This is a genomic window from Asanoa sp. NPDC049573 (assembly GCF_040676615.1).
In the GTDB taxonomy this organism is placed as follows: Bacteria; Actinomycetota; Actinomycetes; order Mycobacteriales; family Micromonosporaceae; genus Asanoa.
In genome coordinates this window covers 116,641-131,718 of record NZ_JBFAPI010000003.1, presented here as the reverse complement: position 1 = coordinate 131,718, position 15,078 = coordinate 116,641, and the positions used below count along the sequence as shown (strand labels likewise).

General features: G+C 72.3%; 12 protein-coding genes. 7 read left to right on the top strand and 5 right to left on the bottom strand.

The annotated features are described in order from the left end of the window. Positions 1 to 165: 165 nt before the first annotated feature. Both AB0J74_RS07505 and AB0J74_RS07500 read right to left on the bottom strand, forming a co-directional pair. Entirely contained in the window at positions 166 to 3,333 is a 3,168-nt protein-coding gene (locus AB0J74_RS07505) for an AAA family ATPase (RefSeq protein ID WP_363445712.1), read from the bottom strand. Positions 3,334 to 3,371: 38 nt separating this feature from the next. After that, a complete protein-coding gene (locus tag AB0J74_RS07500) occupies positions 3,372 to 4,592 on the bottom strand; it encodes a hypothetical protein (protein WP_363445710.1) in 1,221 nt (406 codons plus the stop codon). A 76-nt stretch (positions 4,593 to 4,668) separates the two neighbouring features. Here AB0J74_RS07500 and AB0J74_RS07495 point away from each other — a divergent pair, with 76 nt between their 5' ends. The 5 genes from AB0J74_RS07495 to AB0J74_RS07475 all read left to right on the top strand — a co-directional run bounded on the left by AB0J74_RS07495 (position 4,669) and on the right by AB0J74_RS07475 (position 10,687). Further along, positions 4,669 to 5,859, top strand: a complete 1,191-nt coding sequence (locus AB0J74_RS07495; protein ID WP_363445708.1) for a citrate synthase — start codon at positions 4,669 to 4,671, stop codon at positions 5,857 to 5,859. A 113-nt stretch (positions 5,860 to 5,972) separates the two neighbouring features. Beyond that, on the top strand, positions 5,973 to 7,568 hold the full coding sequence (locus tag AB0J74_RS07490) for an ATP-binding cassette domain-containing protein (protein WP_363445706.1): 1,596 nt from the start codon (positions 5,973 to 5,975) through the stop codon (positions 7,566 to 7,568). Positions 7,569 to 7,577: 9 nt separating this feature from the next. Beyond that, positions 7,578 to 7,973 (top strand): TOBE domain-containing protein, encoded by a 396-nt coding sequence (locus tag AB0J74_RS07485; protein WP_363445704.1) that lies wholly within the window; start codon positions 7,578 to 7,580, stop codon positions 7,971 to 7,973. Positions 7,974 to 7,983: 10 nt separating this feature from the next. Beyond that, positions 7,984 to 9,999: an FAD-dependent oxidoreductase gene (locus tag AB0J74_RS07480; protein ID WP_363445702.1), complete on the top strand. Its 2,016-nt coding sequence runs from the start codon at positions 7,984 to 7,986 to the stop codon at positions 9,997 to 9,999. Between the two features lie 103 nt (positions 10,000 to 10,102). Continuing rightward, positions 10,103 to 10,687, top strand: coding sequence for a TetR family transcriptional regulator (locus AB0J74_RS07475; RefSeq protein ID WP_363445700.1), 585 nt, complete (start codon positions 10,103 to 10,105; stop codon positions 10,685 to 10,687). A 691-nt stretch (positions 10,688 to 11,378) separates the two neighbouring features. Here the strand turns inward: AB0J74_RS07475 and AB0J74_RS07470 are convergent. Further along, positions 11,379 to 11,675, bottom strand: a complete 297-nt coding sequence (locus AB0J74_RS07470; protein ID WP_363445698.1) for a DUF1905 domain-containing protein — start codon at positions 11,673 to 11,675, stop codon at positions 11,379 to 11,381. A 95-nt stretch (positions 11,676 to 11,770) separates the two neighbouring features. Here AB0J74_RS07470 and AB0J74_RS07465 point away from each other — a divergent pair, with 95 nt between their 5' ends. Beyond that, positions 11,771 to 12,745: an aldo/keto reductase gene (locus AB0J74_RS07465; protein WP_363445696.1), complete on the top strand. Its 975-nt coding sequence runs from the start codon at positions 11,771 to 11,773 to the stop codon at positions 12,743 to 12,745. Here AB0J74_RS07465 and AB0J74_RS07460 read toward each other — a convergent pair. Together AB0J74_RS07460 and AB0J74_RS07455 are read right to left on the bottom strand one after the other, a co-directional pair. Further along, positions 12,742 to 13,701 (bottom strand): ATP-dependent DNA ligase, encoded by a 960-nt coding sequence (locus AB0J74_RS07460; RefSeq protein ID WP_363445694.1) that lies wholly within the window; start codon positions 13,699 to 13,701, stop codon positions 12,742 to 12,744. The genes AB0J74_RS07465 and AB0J74_RS07460 overlap by 4 nt on opposite strands. Before the next feature lie 180 nt (positions 13,702 to 13,881). Continuing rightward, on the bottom strand, positions 13,882 to 14,235 hold the full coding sequence (locus AB0J74_RS07455; protein ID WP_363445692.1) for a hypothetical protein: 354 nt from the start codon (positions 14,233 to 14,235) through the stop codon (positions 13,882 to 13,884). 151 nt (positions 14,236 to 14,386) lie between these two features. On the opposite strand from AB0J74_RS07455, the gene AB0J74_RS07450 reads away from it, so the two are divergent. After that, positions 14,387 to 15,019, top strand: a complete 633-nt coding sequence (locus AB0J74_RS07450) for a TetR/AcrR family transcriptional regulator (protein ID WP_363445690.1) — start codon at positions 14,387 to 14,389, stop codon at positions 15,017 to 15,019. The last annotated feature ends 59 nt before the right edge of the window (positions 15,020 to 15,078 follow it).

The following is a 15,078-nucleotide window of genomic DNA, read 5'->3' as shown; positions in this document are numbered from 1 at the left end:
CCGGGCCAGAGCCGCCAGCCGATCGGCTCCGTGGGGGCGGATCGGCAGGTGGACGCGGGCTAGAGCCGCCAGCCGATTGGCTCCGTGGGCCGAGCGGCAGGTGGACGCGGGCTAGAGCCGCCAGCCGATCGGCTCTGTGGGGGCGTCGCGGCAGCTGGACGCGGGCTAGAGCCGCCAGCCGATCGGCTCTGTGGGGGCGTAGCGGCAGGTGGACCCGGTCGACACGGCGTCGCGGAGGTGGGTCGCCAGGTCGGGGTGCCGGTCGTCGAGCTTGCGCAGCGTGTCGCGGATGCGGGCGGTCACCGTCTTGCGGGCCCGCTCGGCCTCGTCACCCAGCCGGCGGGTCCGACCGCCCAGGCCGGCCGCCGTGCGGAGTTCGTCGATCAAGGCCCGGCGTTCGGCGTCGAGCGTCGCGAGTCTGGCCCCGTCGCCCCGTTCGGCGGCGGCGTCGATCGCCTCGTCGAGCTCGCCCAGGCGGCGCTTGTAGCGCTCTTTCGCCTCGTCGTCGAGGATCGGGTCGCCGCCCATCCGGCGGGCCGCCAGCAGCTCGGGCCCGGCGGCCGGGTCGAGCAGCACGACCGCGGCGATGTCGTCGCCCGGGTGGCTGAGCAGCTCGTGCAGGTCGCGCAGGCCCTTGGCGTCGGGAAGGTGCACAACCCGACCCCGGAAACCGAGCCGCCACACGTCGCCCTCCCGGCGGAACTCGGCCAAGCCACTGACGTCACCGCTCGCACCGCGGGCTCGGCCCGGCGGGGTGCCGTGGTCGCCGTAGCCCTCGCTCTCCGCGCTGGCCAGGGCGCGTGCCTCCTCGACCACCTCGGGCATGTCGAGAGCGCCCGCGTCACGTTCCACTTCGGACAGTAGCTGGCCTGCCGGCGAACCCTGCGCCAGCCGGGCTGACGCCAGGCCGAGTCGCGCGAGGGCCGACCACGGGCGGGCGCCCAGGCGGTCGGCCGCCGCGTGGGCGCTGGTGAACGCGGCCTCGGCCGACGACCACCGGCCCTCGGCCGCGTCGAGGCGGGCCAGCCAGAGGTCGACCGGGCCGCTGATGTCACAGCCGTAGAGCGAGACCAGCCACTCGCCGGCGTGTGGCCCGAGCGCCCCCCTGGCTCGGGCGCACAGCTCCGGCTCGCGGGTGAGGATCGCGAGCTCGGCCACCAGCCGCATCAGCAGGGCCTCGAGCCAGCGCGGATAGCCGCGCGACGACGTGTCGACCTCGGCCAGGTGGCGCAGGCCCGGGCCTGGGTCGCCCTGTGCCGCGGCGGTCAGGGCCGCCATCAGCGGGTAGTAGGGCGGATGCGCCCGCGCTGTGCCGTCGAGCACCTCGCCGGCCTCGGCGTAGCGGCCGCGCAGCATCAGCAGCGCCCAGCGGATGTGTTGGCCCATGTAGGCGTTCTCGTCGCCGTCGAGCAGCGCGGCCAGCTCGGCGTGCAGCGCCGCCGCCTCGGCGAAATCGCCGCGCAGCGTGGCGATGATGCTGCGGTCGATCGACGACATCATCCGGGCCATCGCGGTGCCGGACTGCTCCGTCATCGCATGCAGCGCCTGGAGTTGCTCGTAGTAGGCGGGATCGCCCAGCTCCAGCAGCGCGACCCAGCGCAGCGACGCCGCGAACGCCGCTGACTGCCAGTCGCCGGAGCGGCGGGCCACCGCCTCCATCTCGACCATCAGGGCGTGGCGTTCGCCGGCCGAGCCGAGCCCCCAGATCGAGTCGTGCCGGCTCCACAGGCTGAACGTCAGGGCCTCGTCGTCGCTGTCGGCGCGGGCCAGCATCTCGGTGCGGGCGATCAGGTTGCCGACCACGCGTTCGCGGGTGAGGTCGGGCTCTGTCGAGCCCACGAAGCGGGCGTGTGCCTCGCGCAGCAAGGCCTCGATCGTCGGCGCCTTGCGGCTCGTCGGGCCGTGGTGGCGGTCGGCGACCAGCGCCACCCGGGCCAGCACCGCGGGATCGTCGACCGTGCGGGCCAGCGCGGCCGCGGCCTGGATCTCGGCCCAGGCCTCGTCGCGGGCGACGCCGTGGGACAGCGCCGAGGCCAGATCGAGCTGGATCATCACGCGCCGGGCCGGGTCGTCGGCGCGCTCCAGCGCGCGGCGAAAGTGGTTGGTCGCCTCTTCCGGCGCGAACCGGCTGGACGCGTCGCGGGCGGCGGCGACCAGGTGCTCGACGGCCACCGACGGCTCGACGCAGTCGCCCCCCGCGTAGGCGTGGCGGGCCAGGTCGGCCGGGAACAACCGGCCGCGCAACGCGGGCGTCTCACCGACCGCGGTCACCACCGTCGCGTGCAACCTGCGCCGACCGTCGTCGGACAGTTCGGCATAGAGCGTCTCGCGGACCAGGTCGTGACCGAACGCGAACTGCCCGCCGCCGCGGCCGACCACCAGCCGCGCCGCGATCGCCTCGTCGAGCAGCCGGTCGACCTGTGGCACCGGCGCGGCGACGACGGCGGCGAGCAGTTGTCGGTGGAACTCGTGGCCGAGCACCGACGCCGCGGTCAGCAACGCCACCAACTCGGCCGGAAGCAGGTCGACCCGGCGGCGCACCGCGTCGCGGACGCCCGGCGCGATCGTGGCCAGCGAACCGTCGGCACGCCAGAGCCGCGCGGTCTGCTCGACGAAGAACGGGTTGCCGCCGGTGCGCCGGTGCACCTCGGCCACCAGGTCGGCGCCGGCGGCCCGGCCGGCCGCGCGCTCGATCAGCGCGCCCACCTCGGCCGGCTCGAGCCCGCTCAGCGTCACCGTGGTCGCCTTGGCCTGCAGCGGCAGCAGCACCGGCCGCAGCGGATGGCCGGCCGCCTCGACCTCGACGTCGCGGTAGGTGCCGACCAGCAGCAGCCGCTCGAACCAGGTGTGTTGCGCGGCGAACTCGAGCAGCCGCAGCGTGGCCGGGTCGGCCCAGTGCAGGTCGTCGAAGACCACCATGACCGGCGCATGCTGTGCCGCGGCGGCCAGTGCGCCGGTCACCCCGTCGTAGAGGGTGAACTCGTCGCCGTCGGTGCCCTGGCCGAGCAGCACCGCGAGCCCGCTGCCACCGGCCGCTTCGATGGCCGCCCACCCGTCGGCGCCGGATTGCCGGCGCAGCCCGCGCAGCGCCTGAACCCACGGCCAGTAACCGGGTGCGCTCTCCGAATCCCAGCAGCGCCCGCCGATCACCGTCACACCGCGGCCGCGGGCCTCCTCGGCGGCGCCGGTCACCAGCGTGGTCTTGCCGATCCCGGCCTCGCCGGTGACCAGAACGAACCCACCGTGGCTGTCGGTCAGCCGGTCGATCTCGGCGCGCAGCACCGCCGCGGGGTGCTCCCGCCCGATGACCGTCTCCCCCACCCGGGTCCCCATGACCCATAGACGGTATCGGAAGGCACCGACACAATCCGCTACGAGAGCTGACCGGGGTACAACAGCGCGAGCTGCCGCGGATAGGTGGCGATCAGTCGCAACTCGTCGTCGGTCAGGGGCCGTCCCGTCGAGGCGTTGCACAGCTGCACCAGCTTGAACGTCAGGTCGGGCTCGACCACGTCGACGCCCAGCCCGTCCATGACGTGCCGGAAACCCGCCATCCCGCCGTACTCGCCGGTCAACACCACCCGCCCGGTGCGCGCGTGCCAGTCGGCCGGGTAGGGACCGAGCAGGTCCTCGTCGTACAACTCATAGTTTTTGTGGTCTTTGAGCGCCCCGTCGGCGTGAATGCCCGACTCGTGCGCGAACGCGTTGCGCCCCACTCCGGGCTGGTTGATCGCCAACGGTTGGCCGAACGCGTAGGCGGCCCAGAACGCGAACCGCCGCGCCCAGGAGAGGTCGAGCGGGTCACCGATCAATTCGTGATCCACGCCGAAGCCGTTGCGCAACGCCAGGATCGTTGACACCAGGTCGGCGTTGCCCGAGCGCTCGCCGATCCCGTTGACACAGGTGTTGACCCACGCGTCCAGGCCTGCTTCGAGGTCACCGAGCGCGCCGGCGACCGAGTTGGCCACCGCCATGCCCAGGTCGTTGTGGCAGTGCGTCTCGACCGGCATGCCGACCGCGCTGGCCAGCTTCGCGAACCGCTCGCCGATCCGGCCGGGGGTCTCGCCGCCGATCGTGTCGCAGTAGCGCAGCCGGTCGGCGCCGGCCTCCTTGGCCGCCAGCGCGAAGTCGGTCAGGAACGCGAAGTCGGTGCGCGACCCGTCTTCGGCGTTGACTCCCACGGTGGCAACGCCGGCCTCCTTGGCGGCCCGCACCGCGCCCGCCATCTCGGCGATCACCGCGGCCCGGTCGAACTTGCCGCGGAACTTGTTACGCAACATCTGGTCGCTGGTCGAGATCGACAGGTTGTAGTGTGCGAGCCCCAGCGGCGCCGACGCGACCACGTCGCCGGCGACCGCCCGGCACCAACCCGACAGCCGCAGGTCACCGAACGCGCCCGCCTCGGCGAGAGCGACCTGCGCCCGCACGTAGGGCACCTCGTGGAACAGGAACGGGAAGCCGATCTCGGACTGCGCGACGCCGAGCCGGCCCAGGTAGAAGTTGACCATCGTCTTGCCGAACTTCGACAGCCCGGTCCGGGCGGTCTGCACTCCGTCGCGATTGGTCACGTCGAGGAAATGGATGCGTGGCATAGCCTCAGGTTGACACCGGGCGTTGCGACCAGTCAATGTTGATTAAAATCAACCCAGGCGAGGGTACGGAGACACGATGGAGCAGCTCAAAGGCTGGTTGACGGCGTCCGAGGCGGCCGAACGGCTCGGTGTGAAGCCAGCCACCCTCTACGCCTACGTCAGCCGCGGCGTGCTCGCCCGCCGCCGCGCGCCGGAGGGCCAGAGCCTGTTCGACCCGGCCGAGGTCGAGCGCCTGGCCCGGCGCGGGCGCCCCCGGCGCGCCACCGGTTCGTCGGAGGTGGTGATCGAGTCCCGGATCACCGCGCTCGGGGAGGACCGCCCCTTCTACCGCGGCCACGACGCCCTCGACCTGGCCGGGCGGGCGTCGTTCGAGGAGGTCGCGGAAGGCCTGTGGACGGGCGAGTTCACGCCGGGCGAGCGCGACTGGCGGGCGGCCGAGACCGGGTTGGCCGTCGGGCGGGCCGCCGGTGCGGCGTTGCCCGGCAACGTGTTGCCGCTCGACCGGATCCAGGCGATCGTGCCGGCCCTGGCCGCGACCGACCCGTTGCGCGGCAACCTCGACCCGGCGGCGGTCGTCGACGTCGGCCGGGCGCTGGTCGCCGGCATCGTCGACTGCCTGCCCGCGCGGGGCGCCGCGAGCGGCACCAGCATCGCGGCCCGCCTCGCCGCCCGGCTGGGCGCGGAACAACCCTTCGTCGACGGCGTACGTACTGCGCTGGTGCTGCTCGCCGACCACGAACTGGCCGCCTCCACGCTGGCCGCCCGGGTGGCCGCCTCGGTCCGCGCCGATCCCTACGCGGTGGTGACGGCGGGCCTGGCCACGGTGAGCGGCGCGCTGCACGGCGGCGCCTCGCTGGGCGCCGAGGCGCTGCTCGACGCGGTGCCGGAGCCGGCCGACGCCGGCGACGTGATCGGCCTGCGGCTGCGCCGGGGCGAGCGGATCCCGGGGTTCGGCCACACCGTCTACAAGTCCGGCGACGGCCGGGCCGGCGTGCTGCTGGGCCGGGTGCGGGCGGCCGCGCCGGACCATCCGGTGCTGCTGACCGCCCAGGCCCTGCTCGACGCGGCCCGGCGCCGGAAGTTGCCCGAGCCCAACGTCGACTTCGCGCTGGCGACGCTCACCAAGGCGGCCGGCCTGCCGACCGGTGCCGGCGAAGCGATCTTCGCGGTCGCCCGGGTCGCCGGCTGGCTGGCCCATGCGATAGAGGAGTACGAGCGGCGCACACCGCTGCGGCTCCGCGCCGTCTACATCGGAGCGACGGAATAAAGCGCTTTCCCGGGCGCGACCGATCGGGCTAAGGTCGATGGACCGAGCAGAGAGGGGCAGGGCCGATGCGGATCTGAGGTTGTCGACGCTTTCCGACAACCCGGAGGACCGCCATGTCTCCTGCCATCCTGATCTCCAACCTCACCTTCGCCTGGCCTGACGGCGAGCCCGTCTTCGCCGGCCTCGATCTCGTGATCGGCCCTGGCCGCACCGCCCTCGTCGGCGTCAACGGCGCCGGCAAGTCGACCCTGTTGCGCCTGGTCACCGGCGCGCTCGCGCCGACCGGTGGCGCTGTGCGGGTCGAGGGCACGCTCGGCTACCTGCCACAGGACCTGACCCTCGACGCCGACCGCCCGGTCGACGACGTGCTCGGCATCGCCGCGACCCGGCGGGCGCTGGCCGCCGTCGAACGCGGCGACCCCGACGACGCCTTGTTCGCCGCGATCGGCGACGACTGGGACGTCGATGACCGAGCCCGGGAAACGCTCGACCGCCTCGGCCTCGGCCACGTCGGCCTTGACCGACCGGTCGGCGCACTCTCCGGTGGCGAGGCGGTGCTGCTCGGCCTGGCCGGGCAACTGCTGCGCCGGCCGCGCGTACTCCTGCTCGACGAACCGACCAACAACCTCGACCGCGCCGCGCGACAGCGGCTCTACGACACGGTGACCGCGTGGTCCGGTGTCCTGCTCATGATCAGCCACGATCGCGAACTGCTCGAACTGGTCGACCAGGTCGCCGAACTGCACGAGGGCACGGCGCGGCTATTCGGTGGCACGTTCACCGAATACGAAGCCGCGCTCGCCGCCGAGCAGGACGCGGCCATCAGGGCGGTGCGGGCGGCCGAGGGCGACGTGCGGCGGCAGCGCCGCGAACTGGCCGACGCGCACGTCAAGCTCGCGCGGCGGGTCCGCTACGGGCAGAAGATGTGGGACACCAAGCGCGAACCCAAGGCCATCATGGCCGAGCGCAAGCGACAGGCCCAGGTGTCCGCCGGCAAGCACCGCGGCTTGCACGAAGACCGGCTCGCGGGCGCCCGGGAACGGCTGGCGACGGCGGTGGAGGCGGTCCGCGACGACGCGATGATCCGGGTCGACCTGCCGGCGACCGCGGTGCCGGCCGCGCGCCGGGTGCTCAGCGTCCGCGACGCGGTGTTGCGCAACGGTGCCCGGGTCGACCTCGACATGTTCGGCCCGGAGCGGGTCGCGCTGCTCGGCGACAACGGCTCGGGCAAGACCACGCTGCTCTCCACGCTCGCCGGCCGGCTCCCGGCGGCGGGCGGCACGGTCGAGGTCGCCGTGCCGTTGCGGTTGTTGCCGCAACGACTCGACGTACTCGATGACGATCTGTCGATCGTGGCCAACGTGCGAGGCCTGGCCCCCGCGGCCGGCGACAACGCGATCAGGGCGCGGCTGGCCCGCTTCCTGTTCCGCGGCGCGCGCGCCGAGCGACCGGTCGGCACCCTCTCCGGCGGCGAGCGGTTCCGGGCCACCCTGGCCGCGCTCCTGCTGGCCGAGCCGGCGCCGCAACTTCTGCTGCTCGACGAGCCGACCAACAACCTCGACCTGGCCAGCGTGCGGCAACTCGGCGAGGCGCTGGCCGCCTACCGGGGCGCGCTGCTGGTGGCCAGCCACGACCTGCCGTTCCTGCACACGCTCGGCATCACCCGCTGGATGACGCTGGACGGCGTGTTGCGGGAGTTGCGGCAATAGTCTGTGTGCGTGCTGCGGTTTCGAATCAGCGAGGCGGCTGAGCTGCTCAGCGTCAGTCCCGACACGGTGCGCCGGTGGATCGACGCCGGGCGGCTCCCGGCCGACCGTGACGAACACGGGCACCGGCTGATCGACGGCACCGAGTTGGCCGCGTTCGCACGGGAGCGGCACGAGCAGGCCGAGACCGGCGAGACCTCGGCCCGCAACCGGCTGCGCGGCATCGTCACGGCGGTGGTCAAGGACGCCGTGATGGCACAGGTCGACATCCAGGCCGGCCCGTTCCGGATCGTGTCGCTGATGAGCCGCGAGGCCGTCGACGAACTCGACCTGCGGGTCGGCTCGGTCGCCACCGCCGTGATCAAGTCGACGACCGTCGTAGTGGAGAAGGCGTCCACACGTCGTTAACATCATCGATGTGAAGCCTGTCGATCGCCGCACCGTGTTGCGGGTCGGCGGCGCCGCGGTCGCCGTCGCAGCCGGTGTCACCGGCTTCGCCGACCGGTCGCTGGCCGCCGCGCTCGTCTCCGCCGACCTCGTCGTCTACGGCGCCACCGCCGGCGGGCTGGTCGCCGCCGTCCAGGCCCGCCGGATGGGCCGCACGGTGATCGTGATCGAGCCGTCCACCCATCTGGGCGGCCTGACCACCGGCGGCCTCGGGCAGACCGACACCGGCAACGGCGCGTCGATCAAGGGCATCGCCGGCGAGTTCTATCGAAGGATCCACGCCAGATACGCCGGCACGCCCGTGACCCCGACCTCGCCGGCCCGGTTCACCTTCGAGCCGCACGTGGCCCGCGCGGTGTTCGACGAGATGCTGGCCGAGGCCGGCGTGCCGGTTTACCTCGGCGTGCGGTTGGCCTCGGTCACCCGCTCCGGCAACCGGCTGGTCGAGGTGGTCGGCGACAACGGCCAGACCTACCGCGGCGGGATGTTCGTCGACGCGTCCTACGAGGGCGACCTGATGGCCCGGGCCGGCGTGACCTTCACGGTCGGGCGGGAGAGCAACGCCACCTACGGCGAGACCATCAACGGCGTGCAACTGCGCAGCGGGCATCAGTTCAACTTCCCGGTCTCGCCGTACGTGGTCGCCGGCAACCCGGGATCGGGCCTGCTGCCGGGCATCTCCTCGGCGGTCGTCGGGCCCGCCGGATCGGCGGATGATCTGATCCAGGCCTACAACTACCGGATGTGCCTGACCCAGGCGGCCTCGCGGATCCCGTTCGCCAAGCCCGCGGGCTTCGACCCGGCGCGCTACGAGTTGGCGGCGCGCTACATCCAGGCCGGCTGGACCGGTCCGTTCTTCACCACCCACGGCGTCGGCAACGGCAAGACCGACTCCAACAACAACGGCGCGTTCTCGACCGACTTCATCGGCGCCAACTACGCCTACCCGACCGCGTCCTACGCCACGCGCGACAGCATCGCGGCCGACCACCGGACCTACCAGCAAGGCTTCATGTGGTTCCTGGCCAACGACCCGCGCGTGCCGGCCTCGATCCGGGCCGCCACCGCGACCTGGGGCCTGGCGGCTGACGAGTTCACCGCGACCGGCGGGTGGCCGCCGCAGCTCTACGTGCGCGAGGCCCGCCGGATGGTCTCCGCGCACGTGATGACCGAGCGCAACTGCCGCGGCCAGGAGCCGGTGCCGGATCCGGTGGGCCTGGCCAGCTACACAATGGACTCGCACAACTGCCAACGGGTGGTGGTCGGCGGCGTGGTCAAGAACGAGGGCGACGTGCAGATCGGCGTGCCCGGCCCGTACGGCGTCAGCTTCCGCTCGATCGTGCCCGCCGAGGCGCAGTGCGCCAACCTGCTGCTGCCGGTGTGCCTGGCGGCCAGCCACATCGCGTACGGCTCGATCCGGATGGAACCGGTCTTCATGATCCTGGGCCAGTCCGCCGCGACCGCCGCGGTCCTGGCGCTGTCGACGTCGTCGCCGGTCCAGCGGGTGCCCTACGCGACACTGCGATCCCGGCTGGTCGCCGACGGCCAGTTGATCGAGTGGCCGCCGCCGGCCGCACCCGGCGAGGTGATCGTCGACAGCAAGGGCGCCGACGTGACCCGCGCCGGCACCTGGGTGACCAGCACGGCGACGCCCGGCTACTGGGGCGCCGACTACGAGCACGACGGCAACACCGCCAAGGGCGTCAACCGGTTGCGCTTCCGGCCCGCGCTGCCGGCGGCCGGCACGTACGCGGTCTACCTGCGCTGGACGGCCGACCCTAACCGGGCCAGCAACGTGCCGATCGACATCGTCCACGGCGGCGGCCTGACCACCCGCACGGTCGACCAGCGCACGAGCGGCGGTCAATGGGTCTCGCTCGGCTCCTACGCCTTCGCCGCCGGGACGGCCGGCAGCCTGCTGATCCGGACGGAGAACACGAACGGCTACGTGATCGCGGACGCGGCCCGCTGGGTGCTTACGCCCTGAATGTCCGTTCGGTGAAGCGCGGTTCGGTAGGCTGGGCGGCGTCGGATCCGCACCGTCCAGGACAGGCCCTTCTCTCATGCCCCGTGCCAGCTCAGCAGAGCCGATGACCCGCAAGGTCAAGGCGGCGCAGACCCGCACGGCGCTGCTGGCCGCCGCCCGCACCCTGTTCAGCGAACGCGGCTACCTCAACACCAAGATCACCGACATCACGGCAGCGGCCGGCCGGGCGACCGGCTCGTTCTACGAGCATTTCGCCAGCAAGGAGGAGCTGCTCCAAGCGCTGCTGGCCGAGCTGGACAGCGCGGCCGACGAGCAGGCGGACCTGTCGCACCCCGCCGACCACGACCTGACCGACCGCGCGCAGCTACGCGAGCACCTGGCCATCGCCTGGACGGTGATGACCGACCACCGCCCGGTCACGGTCGCCCTCTTCCAGTCGATGATCGCCGACGATCCGGCGTCAGGCCGGGCCTGGCGCGACCTGACCACCCGCTCGGCAACCCTGCGCGACCACCTGGAACACCTGCGCGAACGCGGCCACCCCCTCCCCGGCGACCCAGAACTGATCGCGGCCGCCATGGCCGCCATGCTGGGCACCCTCAACTACGCCCTACCAAACGCCGATCCAGACACGGTCGTCGACAGCCTCACCAACCTCCTCCTGAACGGCTTGACGGGGCCGCGCTGATTCGCGCCGTTCCTCTCACGCCTGACCACTGAGGCAGCCTGCATCGCAGGTCCACACCGCGCCGCGGCCATCGCGCGGAGCAGGCTGCAGTTCCGGGGCCATCGCAGCCAGCGCGGCCTCTCCAGGCCGCACCGCGACAACCGCGCCGCCGCCCCACAAGGCCACACCGCGACAACCGCGCCGCCGCCCCACAAGGCCACACCGCGACAACCGCGCCGCCGCCCCAGGAGGCCACACTGCGCCAACCGCGCGGGCAGCACCCCAGGTGCACGGCGCACAGCGGCACCGCGCAGATCGCGCCGCAACTCCAGGCCACACGCGACCATCATGCGGAGCACCGAGGGCAAGCCCATTCACGCCAGCGCGCAACCAGCACCTCCACGTCTGCGCCCCGCACCGCGGCCACCGCGCAAACCGCCCTGCGGCCGTCACGCGGCGCGCCCACGGGGCAAGCTCCACCGGAGCCAAGCCGCTGCCATCGCCCCAGGGTCCAGGTCGCGGCCCGCGGCGACCGCGCAGGTCCAGGCCGCGCAGCGGCCACCGCGCGGCCCGCGCCGCAGCCCCAGGCCGCACAGGTCCAAGCCGCAGCCCCTGGTGGCGCAGCACGACGCCCGCCCGGAGGACCGAACTGCCCCAGAACCGGCGCGATCAAGCCACGACCACCCCGGCGGCCGGCGCCGCAGCGCGGCGCTCAGAAGTCGGCCAATTCCACCTCCACGGTGGCGACGTCGCCGACCTCGAGGCCCTCGGCCCGGCGGATCGCCCGCTTGAAGGGCAGCACATAGCCGTCGCCGCCGGGGAAGATCGACGTGCGCCAGGTGCTGCCGCCCACGGCGATCTTCACCCGCAGCGAGCCGAACCCGCGCCGCGCGCCGCCGGTCAGCTCGCGGATCTCCTCCGACGCGTCGGCCGGCAGCGTGACGAAAACCCACGTGTCTTCCCGCCGGGCGTCCCACACCCACAGCGCGGCCTCGAAAACGTAACGCACCGCGTCAGCATCACACCCGGGTCTGACAGTCTCGATCCGGAGCTAGGCTCCAATTGAAGGGCCCCAGCGGTCCGGAAAGAGAGGCGACCACACCGATGAAACACCTTCAGCTCGGCGGCGGCCTCGACGTCTCCCGCCTCGGCCTCGGCTGTATGGGCATGTCCGCCTACTACGAGGGCTTCGGCGACGACGCGGAGTCGACCCGCACCATCCACCGCGCACGGGACCTCGGCATCACGCTGCTCGACACCGCCGAGGTCTACGGACCGTTCCGCAACGAGGAGCTGGTCGGCCGGGCGATCGCCGGGCGGCGCGATGACTACGTGATCGCGACCAAGTTCGGGCAGCTCAGCCACCGCGGCAACGACGTCGTCCGCGAGTTGGACAGCTCGCCGGCCAACATCCGGATCGCCGTCGAGGGCTCGCTGCGCCGCCTCGGCATCGACCACATCGACCTGCTCTACCAGCACCGGGTCGACCCGAGCGTGCCGATCGAGGAGACCGTCGGCGAACTCGCCAAGCTGAATGAAGAGGGCAAGGTCCTCCACATCGGACTGTCCGAGGCGAAGGCGGAGACGATCCGGCGCGCACACGCGACGCACCCGATCACGGCGCTCCAGTCCGAGTATTCACTGTGGACCAGAGACCCGGAAGACGACGTGCTCCCGGTGTTGCGCGAGCTCGGCATCGGCCTGGTCGCGTACTCCCCGCTCGGTCGTGGCTTCCTGACCGGTCAGATCACCAAGCCGAGCGACCTGCCCAGCGACGACTTCCGGAGCACGATCCCGCGGTTCAGCGAAGACAACTTCGCCAAGAACTTCAGGATCGTCGACGAGGTGAAAGCGGTCGCCCGGGACGTGGGCGCCACCCCGGCCCAGGTCGCCATCGCCTGGCTCTACGCGCAGGGCGACGACATCGTGCCGATCCCGGGCACCACGAAGGTGTCCCGCCTGGAGGAGAACGCCGTCGCGGAGAGCCTGGTCCTGACCGACGAGCAGGTCAGCCGCCTCAACGCCATCCGACCGCCGGTCGGCGACCGCTACGCGGACATGAGCTCGATCGACCGCTAGTCCTGCGACCGCCGCTCCCTCGCCCGCCGCTTCCCTTCGTGCATGGCGACCACCCGGGCGATCGGGATGGTGTGCCCCTCCTCGACCAACCCCGGATCGAGCCGCTGCGGCGGCGGCATCAGCGAGGCCCACGGATCAGCGGAGCCGAGCAATGCCGCCGCCGAGTGCACCGTGTAGTCGGTAGGCACGGCCGACTCCAACGCGTCCCACCCGAGCGGGAACGACACCGGCACGCCGGGCCGCAACCGCGGGCTGTAGGCGGCCACCACCGTCGCGCCGCCCGCGCGGGTCGAGTCCAGGAAGACCTTGCCCTCGCGCTGCTCGACGATGAACGCGGTGGTCGCGAGCGCCGGGTCGAGCCGCTCGGCCCGCGCCGCGATCGCCCGGGTCGCCGCCGCCACGTCGTCATGAGCCAGACCATCAGCCAGGGGTACGAACACGTGCGCACCCTTGGCCCCGCTGGTCTTCGCCGCACCCGCCATCCCGCACGCGGTGAGCACCTCGCGCACCAGCAACGCCGCCTGCGCCGCGAGCCGGAACGGCCCACCCTCGGGCGGGTCGAGGTCGAGGATCAGGTGGCTGGGGTGGGCCGGGTCCGCACTGGTCGACAGCGCCGGGTGGTATTCCACCGCGCGCTGGTTGGCGAACCAGATCAGCGTGCGGCGGTCGTTGCACAGCCCGTAGCTGACCATCCGCCGCGACCGGTCGGCCCACACATCGGCCCGCGCCACCCACTCGGGCGTGTATTTGGGCAGGTTCTTCTGCATGAACGGCGGCTGCCCGGGGCGCACCCGCATCACCGACAGCGGCCGGTCGCGCAGCGCCGGGATGATCCGGCCGTGCACCGCGTCGAGATAGTCGACCAGGTCGCGCTTGGTCGCGCCGGCGCCGTCGAACAACTCCTGGTCGAGGTTGGTCAGCGGCACCCCGTCGCGTTCTTCACCTTTGGCGGGCATGTGCCCTATGTTTCCACGCCCACCCGCCGCCGGTACCCACTGTGCGACACCTCGTTCCACCCCCGGCCGCCCCACGACGGCAGCAGCACGGCGCGACGTCCACAAGGGCCACTCGGACGACGCCGTGCCGGAGCGGGAACCGGCGAATCGCGCCAGCCGGTGCGGTCGAACACGCCTGGGTCAGTCCGATGGGGGGCTGTGCAGCAACCAACGCATGACGAGTCCGGCGATGTAGGCCAGTCCGAAGGCTACGAACTGCCACAGCGCATCGTGGCCCCGCCAGGACAGCACGCCCATGTCGCCCGCGACGAAGCCGACGAACAGGAAATAGGTGATCACAGCGAGGCCGAGGCTGTAGCGCCAGTTTGTGATGAGGGCCGCGCCCACGATGGTCGCGATCGTCATGCCGGCCAGCCCGAGGGGTGGTGGAGCGGAGGCGAGCATGATCGCGAGTACGACGACCGCGACCGAGCCGATTCCCAGCTCGAGTCCGGGGGTCACCCTGGGGGTCGACGGGTGCCGGGTTGTTGCCATGTGCCCAGCTCAGCGCCGGCGCAAGCGGTTTTCCACGTTCTTGACGGCTTCGCTACGCACGGTGCGCGCGTCTTGACGTACCCCTGATTGTGGCTTGCTTCACGTTCTAAAAAGTTTCGCATTCTGCAAGATCATCGGGTACGGTCTGCGCGTGACCGCCTCTCCCGCGCTCGGCCGGCGCGATCGCAAGAAGCTGGAGACCCGCGCCGCGCTTTCCGCCGCGGCGCTGCGGCTCGTGGCCGCCAACGGGCTGGAGCACGTCACGGTCGAGCAGATCAGCGAGGCCTGCGACGTCTCGTCGCGCACATTTTTCAACTACTTCGCGAGCAAGGACGAGGCTTTGATCGGCGGCGACGCCGACATCGCGCAGACGCTGGAGATGTTCCGGGCGCTGCCCGCCGGCACCAGCCTGGTGGAGACGCTGCGGCTCGCGTTCGTGCCGGTCATCCTGCGGATGGAGGATCACCGCGAGACGATCAGCCTGCGGATGCGGGTGATCGCCGACAACCCGCAACTGCTGCCCCGGCTGCTCGCCACCGGCGTCGAGTCCGAGATGGCGGTCGCCGCCGCGATCGCCGATCGCCTCGCGCTGCCGCCAAACCACCCGTTCCCCGCCGTGGCCGCCGCCGTCGTGGGCGCCGCTTTTCGGGTCGCGCTGATGCGCTGGGCCACCGAAGACCACCCCGGCACCCTCGCCTCGCTGGCCGACGAGGCGTTCGACATGGTCGCCAGCGGCCTCACCGAGCCAACCCCCGCACCCCATCCCTCCAGTAAGGACAGTTGATGACCGACGTCACCACCACGCCCGACCCGACCGCGGCCGAGCCGTTGGACGGCGACGCC